General features: G+C 42.9%; 15 protein-coding genes. 4 read left to right on the plus strand and 11 right to left on the minus strand.

Features of this window, described 5'->3' with window-relative positions; genetic code table 11:
• The first annotated feature begins 9 nt into the window (after positions 1 to 9).
• Positions 10 to 888, plus strand: coding sequence for a VIT1/CCC1 transporter family protein (locus DW036_RS14645; RefSeq protein ID WP_118465045.1), 879 nt, complete (start codon positions 10 to 12; stop codon positions 886 to 888).
• Between the two features lie 257 nt (positions 889 to 1,145).
• Here the strand turns inward: DW036_RS14645 and DW036_RS14650 are convergent, their stop codons facing one another.
• The 4 genes from DW036_RS14650 to DW036_RS14665 form a co-directional block, all read right to left on the minus strand.
• Entirely contained in the window at positions 1,146 to 1,346 is a 201-nt protein-coding gene (locus DW036_RS14650) for a hypothetical protein (RefSeq protein WP_118421986.1), read from the minus strand.
• A 12-nt stretch (positions 1,347 to 1,358) separates the two neighbouring features.
• Positions 1,359 to 2,450 carry a nitronate monooxygenase family protein gene (locus DW036_RS14655; protein WP_118465046.1) on the minus strand — a complete coding sequence of 364 codons (1,092 nt, stop codon included), beginning with the start codon at positions 2,448 to 2,450 and terminating at the stop codon, positions 1,359 to 1,361.
• A gap of 151 nt (positions 2,451 to 2,601) precedes the next feature.
• Positions 2,602 to 2,886: an RNA-binding protein gene (locus tag DW036_RS14660; protein WP_118465047.1), complete on the minus strand. Its 285-nt coding sequence runs from the start codon at positions 2,884 to 2,886 to the stop codon at positions 2,602 to 2,604.
• 209 nt (positions 2,887 to 3,095) lie between these two features.
• Complete coding sequence (locus tag DW036_RS14665; RefSeq protein ID WP_118465048.1) at positions 3,096 to 3,626, minus strand: GNAT family N-acetyltransferase; 531 nt, start codon at positions 3,624 to 3,626, stop codon at positions 3,096 to 3,098.
• A gap of 151 nt (positions 3,627 to 3,777) precedes the next feature.
• Here DW036_RS14665 and DW036_RS14670 point away from each other — a divergent pair, with 151 nt between their 5' ends.
• Positions 3,778 to 4,971: a sugar MFS transporter gene (locus DW036_RS14670; RefSeq protein ID WP_118465049.1), complete on the plus strand. Its 1,194-nt coding sequence runs from the start codon at positions 3,778 to 3,780 to the stop codon at positions 4,969 to 4,971.
• On the opposite strand, the gene DW036_RS14675 is transcribed toward DW036_RS14670, so the two are convergent.
• The 6 genes from DW036_RS14675 to DW036_RS14700 all read right to left on the minus strand — a co-directional run bounded on the left by DW036_RS14675 (position 4,968) and on the right by DW036_RS14700 (position 11,601).
• Positions 4,968 to 6,116 carry an aldo/keto reductase gene (locus DW036_RS14675; RefSeq protein ID WP_118465050.1) on the minus strand — a complete coding sequence of 383 codons (1,149 nt, stop codon included), beginning with the start codon at positions 6,114 to 6,116 and terminating at the stop codon, positions 4,968 to 4,970. The two genes, DW036_RS14670 and DW036_RS14675, sit on opposite strands and share 4 nt — an antisense overlap.
• A gap of 234 nt (positions 6,117 to 6,350) precedes the next feature.
• Positions 6,351 to 7,508, minus strand: a complete 1,158-nt coding sequence (locus DW036_RS14680) for a MalY/PatB family protein (protein WP_118465051.1) — start codon at positions 7,506 to 7,508, stop codon at positions 6,351 to 6,353.
• Between the two features lie 6 nt (positions 7,509 to 7,514).
• Entirely contained in the window at positions 7,515 to 8,378 is an 864-nt protein-coding gene (locus DW036_RS14685) for a DUF3737 family protein (RefSeq protein WP_118465052.1), read from the minus strand.
• A 240-nt stretch (positions 8,379 to 8,618) separates the two neighbouring features.
• Positions 8,619 to 9,794: an iron-containing alcohol dehydrogenase gene (locus DW036_RS14690; protein WP_118465053.1), complete on the minus strand. Its 1,176-nt coding sequence runs from the start codon at positions 9,792 to 9,794 to the stop codon at positions 8,619 to 8,621.
• Positions 9,795 to 9,821: 27 nt separating this feature from the next.
• Positions 9,822 to 10,364, minus strand: coding sequence for a flavodoxin family protein (locus tag DW036_RS14695; protein WP_118465236.1), 543 nt, complete (start codon positions 10,362 to 10,364; stop codon positions 9,822 to 9,824).
• A 40-nt stretch (positions 10,365 to 10,404) separates the two neighbouring features.
• Positions 10,405 to 11,601 carry an MFS transporter gene (locus tag DW036_RS14700; RefSeq protein WP_118465054.1) on the minus strand — a complete coding sequence of 399 codons (1,197 nt, stop codon included), beginning with the start codon at positions 11,599 to 11,601 and terminating at the stop codon, positions 10,405 to 10,407.
• A gap of 561 nt (positions 11,602 to 12,162) precedes the next feature.
• Here DW036_RS14700 and DW036_RS14705 point away from each other — a divergent pair.
• Both DW036_RS14705 and DW036_RS14710 read left to right on the plus strand, forming a co-directional pair.
• Entirely contained in the window at positions 12,163 to 13,071 is a 909-nt protein-coding gene (locus DW036_RS14705; RefSeq protein WP_118465237.1) for an AraC family transcriptional regulator, read from the plus strand.
• Positions 13,068 to 13,964 carry an AraC family transcriptional regulator gene (locus DW036_RS14710; protein ID WP_118465055.1) on the plus strand — a complete coding sequence of 299 codons (897 nt, stop codon included), beginning with the start codon at positions 13,068 to 13,070 and terminating at the stop codon, positions 13,962 to 13,964. The genes DW036_RS14705 and DW036_RS14710 overlap by 4 nt, the downstream gene beginning before the upstream one ends.
• On the opposite strand, the gene DW036_RS14715 is transcribed toward DW036_RS14710, so the two are convergent.
• Complete coding sequence (locus tag DW036_RS14715) at positions 13,961 to 15,091, minus strand: VWA domain-containing protein (protein WP_118465056.1); 1,131 nt, start codon at positions 15,089 to 15,091, stop codon at positions 13,961 to 13,963. The two genes, DW036_RS14710 and DW036_RS14715, sit on opposite strands and share 4 nt — an antisense overlap.
• Positions 15,092 to 15,097: the final 6 nt, after the last annotated feature.

Raw genomic sequence — 15,097 nt, forward strand, 5'->3', positions numbered from 1 at the left:
ATAAAAGGTATGGAGAAAGAGACTGAACAAGAATTAATAAAAAGAATGATTGGTTTTCAGAAGGAGGAAATAACATCGAGTATTATATACCAGAAGTTAGCGACAAAGGAAAAGGATCCTCATAACCGGGAGATATTGCAACGTATTGCGGAGGATGAAAGTAGGCACTATGCCACATTGCGAGGCTATACTCATCAAGATGTCAGTCCTAATCGTTTTGAAATTTTCTTTTATGTATGGTTAGTGCGTCTGCTGGGTGTCACGTTTGCCGTTCGTCGTCTGGAACTGGGAGAGAAAGAAACGAGTGGGGTGTATTCCCAATACCCGAGTATGGAACACTTTGCCGAGATGGCGCGGGATGAGCAGCACCATGAAGAAAAGCTTATTGAAATGATAGATGAGGAGCGCTTGCAATATATGGGTTCGGTAGTCTTAGGACTGAATGATGCCTTGGTGGAGTTTACCGGAGCATTGGCAGGTTTCACACTGGCACTGAATGATACGAAACTGATTGCGCTGACCGGCAGCATTACAGGGATTGCAGCGGCACTTTCTATGGCTTCTTCCGAATACCTTTCCACTAAATCAGAAAAGACTCATAATAAGCGTCCGGTTAAGGCGGCTATTTATACGGGGATAGCTTATATCATAACCGTAGTGGCTTTGGTAGGTCCGTTTATCTTATTGTCAAGTCCTGTTCTGGCTTTATGCATCATGCTGGTGATGGCGTTGCTGATTATAGCCTTTTTCAACTATTATTATGCCATTGCCCGTAATGAAAGCTTTAAACGCCGTTTCACGGAGATGGCGGTGTTGAGCTTCTCCGTGGCCGGAATCAGTTTTCTGATAGGTTATTTGCTGAAGACAGTGACAGGAGTAGGGGGATAGGGATATCCGAATACCAGACTCCCCTTAGATATCCTCAGTGTACAACTGACTGCCCGAACGAAATTTACTTTTCATGAAACGTACCAGTGATGCCGGATGACGGATACTCCTGAAGCCGATGAGGTCTACACCTATGAATGGGCTATGAATAGTGTTGCGGTAAGCAGACTATTGATAGGAGAATGATCTGAAAAAGCCCTGAAGTGCGAAACTTCAGGGCTTTTGTATTATTGTCAATCGATGAAAAATCAACTGAATTATATCTTGGAACTGTGCAGTTTTTTATAAAGTTCTACACGTTCGGCTATTTCAGCTTGAGATAGATTGGCCGGAAGCTCAATTGTTGTTCGTGGAGTAATTGCTACAAGAATAACTTCTCCAACTTTTTTCTTATGCTCTTTAAGAGCGTTTTCTGCTAACTGATTGGTCTCTGGTCGGACAATACTCTTTTTCATCATATCGAATTGTTTTTAAGTTTTCATTTTCGCTGGGGCTAATTGGCAGGTTGCTAAAAGGAACTCATTGTTCAATGTGGTTATCACTTCTTTTACGCTGCGTATTTTTTCAGAGAGAAAAGCATTGCTGCCTGCAAATGCGTATCCTCTTTTCATATTTCCTTTGGCCGCATTATACAGTGCTTTGATGATGCAGTAGGGACTTTTCTGATAGTCACACGTCTTGATGCAATGGAACGAGCAACATTTGGGCTTTTCCTGTCCTTTCTCTACATTGCGGATAAATTCTCCGTCAATGGCTCGTCCGGGCATTCCTACGGGACTTTCAATAATGAGAACGTCTTCGGGTTTAGAGTGGATATAAACCTCTTTGAAGGTTTGTGAAGCATCGCACTCTTGGGTTGTTACAAAAATGCTTCCCATTTGTACGGCTGAAGCTCCCAATTGCATAAACCGTGCAATATCTTCGCCTGTAGAGATTCCGCCTGCGGCAATTACAGGAATATCTTTTCTTTCCTTATAGCTCATTGCAATTGCTACAACCTCCGGTATCAAAGATTCCAAAGCGTATTTCTCATCTTGTATCTGCTCTTTCTTAAAGCCCAGATGTCCTCCGGCTTTAGGACCTTCTACTACTATGGCATCGGGCAAATAATCAAAGTTTTTCTGCCATTTGTCACATATAATCTTGGCTGCTCTTGAAGAAGATACGATGGGTACCAGCTTTGTTCTACTTTCCGGTGTCAGGTATAGGGGTAGATCGAGGGGAAGTCCTGCACCGGCAAAGACTACATCGATTTTTTCGTTTATGGCAGTGCGTACCATCTCTGCATAATTAGAAAGGGCCACCATGATATTTACTCCGATGATTCCTTTTGTTTTTTGGCGGGCTTTTCTGATTTCTTCTTTGAGTCCGCAAATGCACTTTTCGGTATAGTTGCCTTTGCCTTTAGGGTACAGCAGACCTAAACCTGCACATGAAATAACACCAATGCCGCCTTCGTTGGCTACGGCTGATGCCAAGCCGGACAATGAGATTCCGACTCCCATTCCACCTTGTATGATAGGTGTTTTTATTTCTATATTTCCAATAAAAAATGGCTTCATAAAACTGATATTGTAACAAGACTGTAAGCGGATAAATATACTTCCGGGTATTCTATTCGTTTAGCGATGTTCTTTTTTTTGTATTGCTGTTTTAGTTGAAAAAAGACAAGAACAGAAGTTTGATCTTCTGCTCTTGCTTGTGGGGTAGACATTAATAACGTCTGGAATTATAGCCGTTGTTACGGGGTCTTTCTTCACGAGGACGGGCGATGCTTACTGAAATAGTCTTCTGATCGTATTCAGCTCCGTTAAGTTCGTCAATTGCTTTTTGTCCATCTGTGTCGCTTGTCATTTCGACAAAACCAAATCCTCTGGATCTTCCTGATTCTCTGTCCATGATAACTTTAGCTGAAGAGGTTTCTCCATACGCTGAGAATAATTCGTTCAAGTCAGCATCATTTGTGCCAAAGCTTAAACCTGAAATGTAAATGTTCATTAGAAATTTTAATTAAATAAATATTAGTGTAAGAGTGAGGGGATAATTAAAGGAGAGGTCTGCTTAATAAGGATAAAAAGAAGAACTATACGATAACGATTCGTAACTCAAACTGCGACAAAGGTAATACAATAGTTGGGAATGGCAACTTTTAATTCGTGATTTATTAATAAAAAAGCGATAATTGTTGTTTATTAGCATTAGAGGGCTTAAAACTCTATCTTATATAGGACGTGGCGGAGCAGAGGGTGGCCGGATTCCACGAGCGGGTGATCGAATTCTTTAGTTTTTACCATACCTATCTTTTGCATCACACGTTCCGAACGCTTGTTGGGGAGTGAGGTAAAGGAGTATAATTCTTTGAGTTTCAATACAGTCTTAGCATACTCCAGGCAGGCTAAAGCTGCTTCTGTGGCGTATCCCTTGTTCCAGACTTCGGGAATCAGTCGCCAGCCTATTTCTATGGCGGGAGCAAAATCTACATCGAATGTAACTCCATGCAATCCTACATAGCCGATAAACGAGTGATCTTCTTTCTTTTCTACTGCATACAGCCCGTATCCTTTGGCGGTAAATTCTTGTTGGATACGGTGGTAGAAATCAAGAGTCTCCTGATAAGATAGCTTTTTGAGAAAGAATTCCATTACCTGGTCGTTGCTGTTTATTCCGGCAAAGACAGGAATATCTTCTTCTTTCCAATCGCGTAGAATCAGACGCGGAGTTTCCATGTATGTATTCATCTTGTTGATGCTTTATTCGTTATTATATTGAAAATTACATAGGTTTTGAATTTGGGGCACAAATTTAGGTAAAACTGTCGTATTATGAAACTTCTTGGCTATCTTTGCGCGCTGAAAACCTTGAGTGGTTTTCTTTATAAAAGAGTTCTGTATGCAAAATTTGGTAAAGAAGGAGTATAAGATTCCTTTTATTCTGGTAACTTCCCTATTCTTCTTATGGGGATTTGCACATGCGATATTAGATGTGCTGAACAAACACTTTCAAGATGTGCTGGTTATTACGCGTGCCCATTCGGCATGGGTACAGGTCATGTTCTACCTTGGTTATTTCGTGATGGCTATTCCTGCCGGACTGTTTATCAATAAGTACGGTTACCGGAAAGGAGTGGTTTTCGGTCTGTTGCTTTATGGCATAGGTTCCCTGCTTTTCATTCCCGGAGAATATTGGATGTCTTTCAACTTTTTTCTGTTCTCCCTGTTTGTCATAGCCTGTGGCTTGGTTTTTCTGGAAACAGCGGCTAATCCTTACATGACGGAATTAGGCGACCGGGAAACGGCTGCCAGTCGCCTGAATCTGGCGCAGTCATTCAATGGATTGGGTTGTATTTGCGGTCCGCTTATCGGGGGATTGCTATTGTTCTCGGAAGGGGGCGAAAGCAATATATCATTGCCTTACACACTGATGGGGATCGTTGTATTGGGAGTTGCTCTGGTATTCTATAAGATACGCCTGCCGGAGATTGTTCATGAAGCTGATGAAGAAGAAGTCGGAGAAAACGGTGCACGCGGGCTTTGGTCGCACAAGCTGTTTATCTTCGGTATTATCAGCCTGTTTTGCTATGAGATTGCAGAAATATCAATCAACAGCTTCTTTATCAATTATGTGGTGGATGACGGCTGGATGAATGCCCGCGATGCATCTGTAGTACTTTCGTTCGGTGGTCTGGGACTGTTTATGTGCGGACGTTTTGCCGGTAGCTGGATTATGCGGTATATCCGGGCAGAAAAAGTGCTGTTCGTTTGTGCAATAGGAACGGTGGTCAGTACGTCTTTGGTAGTTCTTGATCTGGGCATTTTGTCATTAATAGCTCTTTTTCTGGGATATGTGTTCGAAGCTATTATGTTCCCCACGATTTTCGCTCTCTCATTGAGGGGATTGGGTAACTATACGAAGCGTGCGTCTTCTTATCTGATGATGTCCCCCATCGGAGGAGCGGTAGGACCGCTCATGATGGGGTATGTGGCTGATCAGACCAATATGTCTTTCTCTTTTATCGTTCCGTTGCTTTCGTTTATCGTGGTGTTGCTTTATGCCTGGAAAGTAAAGCAACGTTCGTTTTGTTAATATCCGAACTTTTCCGTAGCCTTTTCCATCTGTTCGATGATGGCTACTCCAAAGGGACAGTTCGTTTCACATTGTCCGCACTGAATGCATTCCGAGGCATGATGCGAGAGCGTCTTGTAGTGTTCGCGTACTGTTTCGGGTATTTCATTCTGGGCAATGGTTAGGTTATAGTACTTGTTTACACTCGCTATATCAATTCCTACCGAGCAAGGGGCGCAATGTCCGCAATACATACAATGTCCCTGCCAGCTAAACTTTTCCAGACCTGCCATAATTGGGGTGTAATCTTTTTCTTCTTTAGTAGCATTACACCAGTTGATTGCAGCTTGCATCTCATCGCAACTTTTGCAACCGACCATTACGGAAGCAACAGCCGGACGGGTTAGCGCATACTCAATGCACTGCACTGGTGTCATAGCTTTGCCAAAGGGAGAGTTCGTTTCACTCAGTAAGTCTCCGCCGCCATAGGCTTTCATTACATCCAGACCTACACCTTTCTGCTCACAAAGTTCATAAAGTTTTTCACGTTCCGGATCTATATTTTCAAGGGAATGGGCATAACTTTCATCAGCCCATAAATCATCTACATTTTCGCTGGGTGGTTGCAAATCGTAACAGGGATTGATGGAGAACATCAGTACTTCAATCAATCCACTTTCTACAGCCAACTTTGCCACAGTAGGGTTGTGACTGCTTAGTCCGATATGGCGAATTTTACCTTCTTCTTTCAGACGCAGGGCCAGTTGGATGACAGGACCATTGAATACTTCATGGAAATCTTCTTCACTATCTACGTAGTGAATCATACCAATATCAAGGTAATCCGTATGAAGACGTGTCAACTGGTCTTCAAAGGAGGCAATTGTTTTTTCTACATCACGGGTGCGCAGATACTGATCGTTTTCCCAAGTAGTACATAGATGTCCCTGAATGATAAACTGTTGCCGGCGTCCGGTCAATGCCTTGCCGATATTACTGCGCAGATCGGGATTTGAGGTATACATATCGATAAAGTTAATTCCTTCACTGATGGCGAAGTTCATTTCCGAATGTACCTGTTCTTCCGTCTTTCCCATAAAACCTTCACAGCCCAGCGCGATGACACTAACTGATAGTCCTGTATTTCCTAATATTCTGTATTCCATGATATTTTAAATTTTTAGTATGTTTTTGCGAAGTTACTAATATTAAAGAAAACGTTCCCGTTTTAATCCGAATAAATTTGCACTGATAAATAGTCGGAATGGATATATGAAAGCTTGGGACGATTGAGATGAAGACTATTTATTTTATAATTATCCGGAAAAACGGAAACACTTATTGATGATATGGTTTTATGAAGGTCCATTTTTATATAGTTATAGGAGATTTTAAGAAAGTTATCCGAAGGCATGTTTCAGTCTTTCCAAACCTTTAGCCAACTGTTGACGTGGACAGGCAATATTGATACGGATAAAATTGTCTCCGTCTTCCCCGTACATACTGCCTTCATTGACCCAGACCTTTTCTTTTTTCAGTAGAGCCGTCACGATTTCTTCTGATGACTTCTTCAACACCGAACAATCTACCCATACCAGATAAGTACCTTCTAATTTAAGTACGGGGAAATCCGGTAGATGTTCATTGAAATAGTTTTTCAGATACTGATAATTGGTAAATAGATAACTTTTTAGTTCTTCCAGCCATTCTTCCCCTTCATTGTAGGCGGCTATCAATGCTTCCACACCGAATGGGTTCACATCACAAACCTCATTGATATTGGTGGCTTTATCTATTTTCCTGCGTATATTGGCATCAGCGGAAATGATGTTTGCAATCTGAAGTCCGGCCAGGTTAAAAGCTTTGCTGGGTGATGTGCAAGTGACGGAGTGCATCAGGAACTCTTCAGAAAGGGATGCAAAAGGTGTATAAGTATATCCCGGAAAGACCAGTTCACAATGTATTTCATCTGACACTACCTGTACATCATTCCGGAGGCAAATCTCACCGATACGTATTAATTCCTGTTTGCTCCAGACTCTTCCGGCCGGATTGTGCGGATTACACAACAACAGTAATTTTACTTTCGGGTCTGCCGCTTTCTTCTCCAGATCGTTAAAATCAATCCGATAGGTGTTATCCTCATAGATCAATGGATTGGAAATCATCTCGCAACCATTATTACGGATGGAAGAAAAGAAACAATTATACACCGGAGTCTGCACCAGGACTCTATCACCGGGATCCGTCAGGGCTTTTATGACTGCTGACAAAGCCGGTACTACTCCAGTTGTATAGATCATCCATTCTCTCTCTATTTTCCAATTGTGACGTCTGTCGAACCAGTGGATTACCGCATGATAATAGCTGTCAGGTACGCGGACATAACCGAAGATACCATGTTCTACTCGCTTTTTCAGTGCTTCTGTTACGGCTGGGGCTGTACGGAAATCCATATCGGCTACCCACATTGGCAATATGTCGGCATCATTGGCAGAATCCCATTTGTAGGAGTTCATACCCCGGCGTGGAATGATTTCATCAAAATTGTATTTCATATCTAATCAGTCAAAACAGGTTTGGTCGTCCCATAATTTCAATTCACAGTTGCCCGGTGCTTTTATATTCTCATCCAGGATTATAGCTCCGAAACTTTCGGCAGTGATACTTCCTGTACGTGGATTTTTTACACTGTGAACCGGACTATGGATAGTGGCCTGCACACTACTATATTCAAAAGCGAGGTCTGCATCTTCTGTCATCGTGCAGTTTTCCATAATCAGATCGTGAGCATAGCAAAGCGGCTGTGTACCTGAAATCTTGCAGTTCACCAGACGCAGATTTCTGGAATGCCAGCCTAAATATTCCCCATTCAATACAGAGTCGTAAACCGTCACGTTTTCCGTATTCCAGAAAGCATCCTTTGAATTGATTACCGCATTACGGATTTCTACGTTTTTGCAGTATTGGAAAGAGTAGTTACCATTCATCTCAAAGTCATTAATCCTGATATTTTCACCGTGTACAAACAGGTAATCACCTCTGTCTACTTTTACATTCTTCAACTCTGCATTCCGGCAAAACCAGAGGGTTTCCAGTGCATAGGGCAGTTGTACGTTTTCCAGCCGGATACCATCCATTTCACGGAACATCTTCGGCGCTTCTACCAAAGTGTCTGTCATTTGCAGATTATTGGAATACCAGAGGGCAGCACGTGCTCCTTCCGTAAACAGGCAGTTTTTCACAACGAAACCATCGTTATGCCAGAAAGGATATTTTCCTTCGAAACGGCAATTTACAGCTTCGATATTACTACATTCTTTCAGGGCAGATTCACCGGTATGGATTGTTACGTTTTCCAGATGAAGATTGTGAGTGGCGAACAAAGGGCGTTCACCTTCGTAATGAGTGTCTTTAATTAGTTCCATTATTCAAGTTTTTTTGCTTGTTGTTTATTAAATGATTGATTGTCTTTTTCTATATTGCAAAAATACGGCGGAAATGGGTTACTCCTTGTAGACGGATTACGGACATAATAACCCGGATTACAGATTCTGTTTGTCGGGTACAAAAGGGGCTGCATCGGAAGATAAATTCATGTTTCTCATTATCGTTTAGAACATGAATTTGACTCGGATGCAGCCTCTTATAATAACTGGTTTTATGAATTAACGAAACGATTTGCGGTAAATCTCCACGCAGTCTTCGTGTTTCAATTCGTAAGGGTTGGCAAGGAATAATCCGCCCATTGTTTCCTTGGCATTGGTGGCAAGGGTATCAAATTCATCGGGCGTAAATCCATAATCACTCATTTTCAGGTTTGCCACTCCACAAGCTTCCTGAAGTTTTACCAGCATGGTGATAAAGTCTTCCGGTTTATCAGCATTCGGCATACCCATTGCTTGTGCCATTTTGATGAATCGTTCATCACAGGCATGCTTCTCTATAAAGAATTCATAGAATGCTTTGGAGATCATAATCAATCCGGCACCATGTGGCAGCTCCTGATGATAAGCGCTCATTGCGTGTTCTAAAGAGTGTTCGGCAGTAGTGCTACAAAAGGTCATTACCGCACCGGACAGATTATTGGCGAATGCGACTCTTTCACGAGCCTCCATATCAGCTCCGTTGGCAACTGCACGCGGTAGATATTTAGCTACATTTTCAATAGCGGTCAATGCATACATATCGCTCATCAGACTGGCAGTTTTAGAGATATAACATTCTGTAGAGTGGAACAGCGCATCAAATCCCTGATAGGCCGTGAACTTAGGCGGAACAGATTTCGTCAACTCCGGATCGACAATAGACAGAACCGGGAAAAGTTCATCATAACCGCCGAAGCCTATTTTCTCATTGGTCTCATCATTGGTGATAACGCCCCATTGATCTGCTTCGGAACCTGTTCCGGCAGTGGTGGTAATGCAAACCAGGGGTAGGGGCTTGTTTACCATCGTTTGTCCTTTTCCGGTTCCACCACTGATGTAATCCCATACATCGCCGGGATTCGTAGTCATGAATGCCATCGCTTTGGAGGCGTCCATTACGCTTCCACCACCCAGGGCAACTAAAAAGTCGCAATTGTTTTCCTTGGCAAAAGCGGCTCCCGCCATTACGGTCGATTTTAACGGATTGGCTTCTACCTGGTCAAATACGGCAGTTTCAACACCTGCTTGCTGGAGTTCGGCTTCTACTGTATTCAGATATCCGTTATCCTTGGTAGAGCGACCGTTTGAAATAACAATCATTGCTTTCTTTCCGGGCAATTGCTGATTGTGAAGTTCCTTCACCATACCGGTACCAAACAAGGTGCGGGTAGGAATGTAAATTCTAAAATGACTCATTCTTCTTCTTTTTTTAAATCCTATAAATTATTCTATTTCTTTTCCCATTTCATAAGCTTCCCGTAGGGCTGGTTTATCTTTTATTTCACCTACATGCCAAACTCCGGTTCCATACACAACTCCTTTGATGGTTGGACTTTCCAGGCAATCCAGAAATCCCTGGAAAGTGTCCACGGTACGTTCCATTAGTTTCCGATCATCTTCGGCAGCGGTTACTATGAAATAAAATTCCTTATTCTTCATTTCCGTATAGAGGCCACAGCAACGGTCTATCAACGTTTTCATCTGTGCACTCATCGTGTAGAAATAAACGGGTGTAGCCATAACTATTACATCGGCTGCCACCATCTTCTCTATAATCTCTGCCGCATCATCTTTCTGCGGGCAAGGTTTTCCGTGCAGGCTACATGTGCTGCATCCTGTGCAATAATGGATTGTCTTGTCACGCAGGAAAAACTTTTCTGCTTCGTTACCACTTTCAATTGCTCCTCGCATAAATTCGTCGCAAAGGGTATCAGAGTTTCCGCCACGACGAGGGCTGGATGATAAAATCAATACTTTCTTAGTCATAATCATTTTATATTATAAAGTTAAAACCACTTCTTATTTCTTATGCAGCCATTTCCATTCTGATTTGCCTTGCGGATTGTGTGGCACGTATTCTTAATACGACGAATACAATGCTTAAAACAAGGAATATCAAAGAGCCGATGACGGAATAACGCGTATTGAAGAAGGTGATAAACAATCCGCAGACGGCTGCACCTACTGTAGTACCGAGATTGGCAGACAACAAATACAGTCCGTTGGCAAAATCCGGTGCTTCGGGAGCTGCATGCGTTATCATGTATTGCATGGTGTTCTGTCCGTATCCCGCCAGAATCCCCAGGATCAGAATGATAATTGCCATTGCCATAAGCCATTCCCCAAAAGCGAATACTCCTATATAAAAGGCCAGTAGTGCCAAAGGAATCATTATCATACTACGTACCGGATTGACCGCCAGTTGCTTTCCGCCTATTACATTTCCTATTATATTGGCCAGTCCATAAATCAGTAGCATTGTACTGATTACGGTGTACGAAACCCCGGTGATTGTCTTCAAGTAATCAGACATATAGCTGAAGAATCCGAATAAGGCTCCGTTAATCAGCGTGATAGCGAGAATGGAGTACCAGACTACTTTCTTTTTTAATATACTGAGTTGTGTACCGTAGGACAGTTTCTCTTTGACCGGCATGGAAGGTACAAACAGGATGGTTGCAACCAGTACCAATGCATTTACAACGGTGAAGAATAACATGCCCATTGAATACGAAACTTCGCTTGCAATGTAGCTCGTCACCGGCACCCCCAGCACCATACCTGCTGATACGCCGATGAATACTTTTGCTACTGCTTTTGGTGCCTTCTCCTTACTGACAGATGCTGCCGCTACCGTGAAAGCCATAGATACATATACCGGATGAAGGAATGCCGGAAGTGCACGGGATATCAGCAATGCCGTAAAATTAGTGGTCATCATGGAGATGATATTACTTAATGTAAATAATCCCAGTGCCAGTACCATCACTTTTTTCCGGTTGATACCCGAAAACAGTAAAGGAGTGATGGGAGCGGATATTGCTACTACCAGTGCAAATATGCTGACCGTCCAACCTGCTTCCGGAACAGTTACTTGAAAGTTCTCGGCTATCAGGGGCAAAATTCCAATCACACCCATTTCGGTATTGATTATTCCGAATACACCGGTTGTGAGGATGAATACAAGTAGGGTGCTTGAATTGAGTTTGAATTTATTCTTCATATATTTCTTTTTTGTACTGCAAAGGTCGGGGAAATGCAGTGATTCCTTTGTAGATAAATTACGGATATGATAACCCCAAATACAGTTTCTTCAGATTGATATAGTGAATTTACAAAATATACTCCTTTCTATATGGTTATGAACTAAATTGATACGCGGACAAGGCGGACGAACGCGGATTTTATAAGGCTGAAAGCCTGAGATTACATAGCGTAGGGCAACGCCCTACGTGATTATGTATATCTCTATTTAAGCCCTGAAAGGGCGCAATCAAGCATACACGCTTTATCTCGCCCTTTCAGGGCTCAAAAATGGGGATGTATATTACGTAGGGCGATGCCCTACGCTATATAATGCAAGCCTTTCAGGCTTAAAATTCAGCCCGATAAATTATCATTTAGCTCATTATTTTCCTGTTTTGAATTAATTCCGCCAACAGATAAAGAAGCCTCTTTCCTGAAACTTGTACCCTTATTACGGATATGACAACCCCAATTACAGATACCTGATTTCTCAATCGAAATAATTTCTATCTTTGTTGCAGTTCAAATACTTATGAATATGGATAGAGTTATAAAATTAGATAATGTAGATCACTATAACAGTCTCTACGGATTGGAAACCCTGCATCCTCTGGTGAGTGTGGTGGATCTTACCAAAGCAACCAAATCGGTTAATCATATCCAAATGACTTATGGCCTTTATGCACTCTTTCTGAAAGGAGCTAAGAACTGTGATATCAAGTATGGTCGCCAGCATTATGACTATCAGGAAGGAACTATCGTTTGCTTTGCTCCCGGTCAGACTGCCGGAGTAGAGATGCTGAATGATGTAGTGCAGCAAGAAGTGTACGGCATCCTCTTTCATCCCGACCTGATTCGCGGAACCTCCCTCGGAAAGACAATAAAGGATTATACTTTCTTCTCTTATTCAGTAAGCGAGGCTTTGCACCTGTCCGATCAGGAAAAAGAGACCGTGATGGATTGTCTGAAAAAGATCAGCATCGAGCTGGAGCATCCTATCGATAAGCATAGTAAAGCATTGATTGCCATGAATATCGAGCTTTTACTTAATTACTGTATGCGGTTCTATGAACGCCAGTTCATCACCCGGAGCGGCATCAATAAAGACTCTCTTACCAAGTTTGAGCAACTTCTGGATGAATATTTCAGAAGCAATCTTCCTGTGCAGGATGGTTTGCCGTCCGTGAAATACTTTGCGGATAAAATCTATCTCTCGCCCAATTATTTTGGTGACATGATTAAGAAAGAAACAGGTATGACACCTCAGGAACATATTCAGATGAAAGTGATCGAACTGGCTAAAGAACATATCGTTGAAACGGACGAGACAATCAGCGAGATTGCTTACACCTTGGGATTTCAATATCCGCAACACCTCAGCCGCCTGTTCAAAAAACGTGTCGGCTGTACGCCCAATGAATATAGACTGCAAAATGTACAGTTTTGAAAAAGGATATATTGAACATAGAGACCGTACACCAGTGCAATTGCTGTTTGGGAAATAAGACCTTACATCCGTTGGTGAGCGCCATTGATTTATCTAAAGCCAATGTGATGCAGCGTACTATCAAGTTCGATTTCTACACCATCTTACTGTTGGAATGCGAATGTGAGGATTTCATCTACGGGCGTAAGTATTACGACTATTCCAATGCAACAATGATTTTCCTGACTCCGGGACAATTCATCAATATCAACGAAGGAAAGGCATTTCCCCCAAAGGGCTGGTTGTTGGCTTTTCATCCCGACTTGCTTTGCGGCACTTCATTGGGGCGGAACATTAAGAATTACTCTTTCTTTTCTTATCACCTGAATGAAGCGTTGCACCTTTCCTTGCGCGAAAAGGATAAAGCAATTGAATGTATGTACAATATTGATAAGGAACTGCAACATGCAATAGACTGTCATAGCAAGACCTTGATTGCAAGATATATAGAACTTCTGTTGGATTATTGTTCCCGTTTCTATGACCGTCAGTTTATCACTCGGAATGAAGTCAATAAGGCAATATTGAATAAGATGGATATTGCATTGGATGACTATATCCAGTCCGGACAATTGAAAAACGGTGTATTACCCTCTACAAAATACTGCGCAGATATACTTCATTTATCTCCCCGTTATTTCAGTGATTTGTTGAAGTTTGAAACGGGGAAGAATCTGGATGAATACTTCCAGTTGAAAAGGCTGGAAGTCGCTAAGGAGATGCTATTAGGCAAAGGTTATACGGTAAGTTCGGTTGCTGAAAAATTGGGCTATCCAAGCGTACAATATTTCAGCAACCTGTTTAGAAAACTGGTAGGGGTATCTCCCTGCGAATATAGATTGTCACAAAACTAAGTGCTCTTGACATTCTGCGATACCCACATTCCTATATCCTGCTTACTGAGTGCCGCCGCCATCAGGTCGGGGAACTTATCGGGCGTACAAGCAAAGGTAGGTACACCGATATTTGCCAGAAATTCTGCATGGTCCCTGTCATAAGAAGGTGCTCCGTCATCATTCAGGGCGGGCAGTACGATAAGTTGCACGCCACTATTCACCAGTGATACGAACTTCTTTCGCATTTCTCTCGGATCGCCCCCTTCATACAAGTCGGTCACCAGTACCAGCACCGTATCTTGCGGACGGGTGATTACTCCTTGGCAATAGGTCAGGGCGCGGGCGATATCCGTACCGCCACCCAACTGTACACCGAAGAGTAAGTCTACCGGATCTTGCAAGTCATCGGTAAGGTCTACCACAGCCGTATCAAATACCACCATCCGCGTGTTCACTGCCGGAATGGAAGCCAGTACAGACCCGAAGATTCCGGAGTAAATGACGGATGTCCCCATTGAACCGCTCTGGTCCAGACAGAGGATGATGTCTTTCATTGCTTTTCGTTTTCTGCCGTAACCGATACGGACTTCCGGGATGATAGTCTTGTATTCCGGTTGGTAGTTTTTCAAATTCTTGGTGATGGTGGTCTTCCAGTCTATCTCGTTATAACGTGGATTTCTCCGCCGTGCAGAACGGTTGAGCGCTCCCGTCACAGCCTGTTGGGTAGGGGCGGAGAGCTTGCGTAGCAGTTCGTCCACCACTTTGCGGACTACCTGCCGTGCCATTTCCTTATTCTTTTCAGGAATAACCCGACTGAGTGACATCAGTGTAGCTACAAGATGCACATCCGGCACTACCGTTTCAAGCATTTCCTTTTCCGTCAACAGTGAGGTGATATTCAGTCGTTTGATGGCATCGCGCTGAATGACCTGTACCACAGTCTGCGGAAAGAACTCACGGATATCTCCCAACCAGCGGCTTACCTTTGGGGCGGATGATCCGAGTCCTCCGCGGCGGTCGCTGTCATATACGGCTTCTAATGACTGGTCGATGCGTTGCTCTTCCGGTGTCAGTGTGATACCCGTTCCGTCGGCTTCGTTTCCGCCCAGTATCAGGCGCCACCTTTTCAGATATTCTTCTTCCATTGTTTT

Origin of the sequence: Bacteroides sp. AF39-11AC (genome assembly GCF_003474285.1) — a bacterium.
Taxonomy (GTDB): domain Bacteria; phylum Bacteroidota; class Bacteroidia; order Bacteroidales; family Bacteroidaceae; genus Bacteroides.

Bases quoted from the DNA above. Each gene is read 5' to 3' on its own strand.
- DW036_RS14645 (WP_118465045.1), top strand. From the start codon at position 10: ATGGAGAAAGAGACTGAACAAGAATTAATAAAAAGAATGATTGGTTTT.
- DW036_RS14650 (WP_118421986.1), bottom strand. From the start codon at position 1,346: ATGATGAAAAAGAGTATTGTCCGACCAGAGACCAATCAGTTAGCAGAA.
- DW036_RS14655 (WP_118465046.1), bottom strand. From the start codon at position 2,450: ATGAAGCCATTTTTTATTGGAAATATAGAAATAAAAACACCTATCATA.
- DW036_RS14660 (WP_118465047.1), bottom strand. From the start codon at position 2,886: ATGAACATTTACATTTCAGGTTTAAGCTTTGGCACAAATGATGCTGAC.
- DW036_RS14665 (WP_118465048.1), bottom strand. From the start codon at position 3,626: ATGAATACATACATGGAAACTCCGCGTCTGATTCTACGCGATTGGAAA.
- DW036_RS14670 (WP_118465049.1), top strand. From the start codon at position 3,778: ATGCAAAATTTGGTAAAGAAGGAGTATAAGATTCCTTTTATTCTGGTA.
- DW036_RS14675 (WP_118465050.1), bottom strand. From the start codon at position 6,116: ATGGAATACAGAATATTAGGAAATACAGGACTATCAGTTAGTGTCATC.
- DW036_RS14680 (WP_118465051.1), bottom strand. From the start codon at position 7,508: ATGAAATACAATTTTGATGAAATCATTCCACGCCGGGGTATGAACTCC.
- DW036_RS14685 (WP_118465052.1), bottom strand. From the start codon at position 8,378: ATGGAACTAATTAAAGACACTCATTACGAAGGTGAACGCCCTTTGTTC.
- DW036_RS14690 (WP_118465053.1), bottom strand. From the start codon at position 9,794: ATGAGTCATTTTAGAATTTACATTCCTACCCGCACCTTGTTTGGTACC.
- DW036_RS14695 (WP_118465236.1), bottom strand. From the start codon at position 10,364: ATGACTAAGAAAGTATTGATTTTATCATCCAGCCCTCGTCGTGGCGGA.
- DW036_RS14700 (WP_118465054.1), bottom strand. From the start codon at position 11,601: ATGAAGAATAAATTCAAACTCAATTCAAGCACCCTACTTGTATTCATC.
- DW036_RS14705 (WP_118465237.1), top strand. From the start codon at position 12,163: ATGGATAGAGTTATAAAATTAGATAATGTAGATCACTATAACAGTCTC.
- DW036_RS14715 (WP_118465056.1), bottom strand. From the start codon at position 15,091: ATGGAAGAAGAATATCTGAAAAGGTGGCGCCTGATACTGGGCGGAAAC.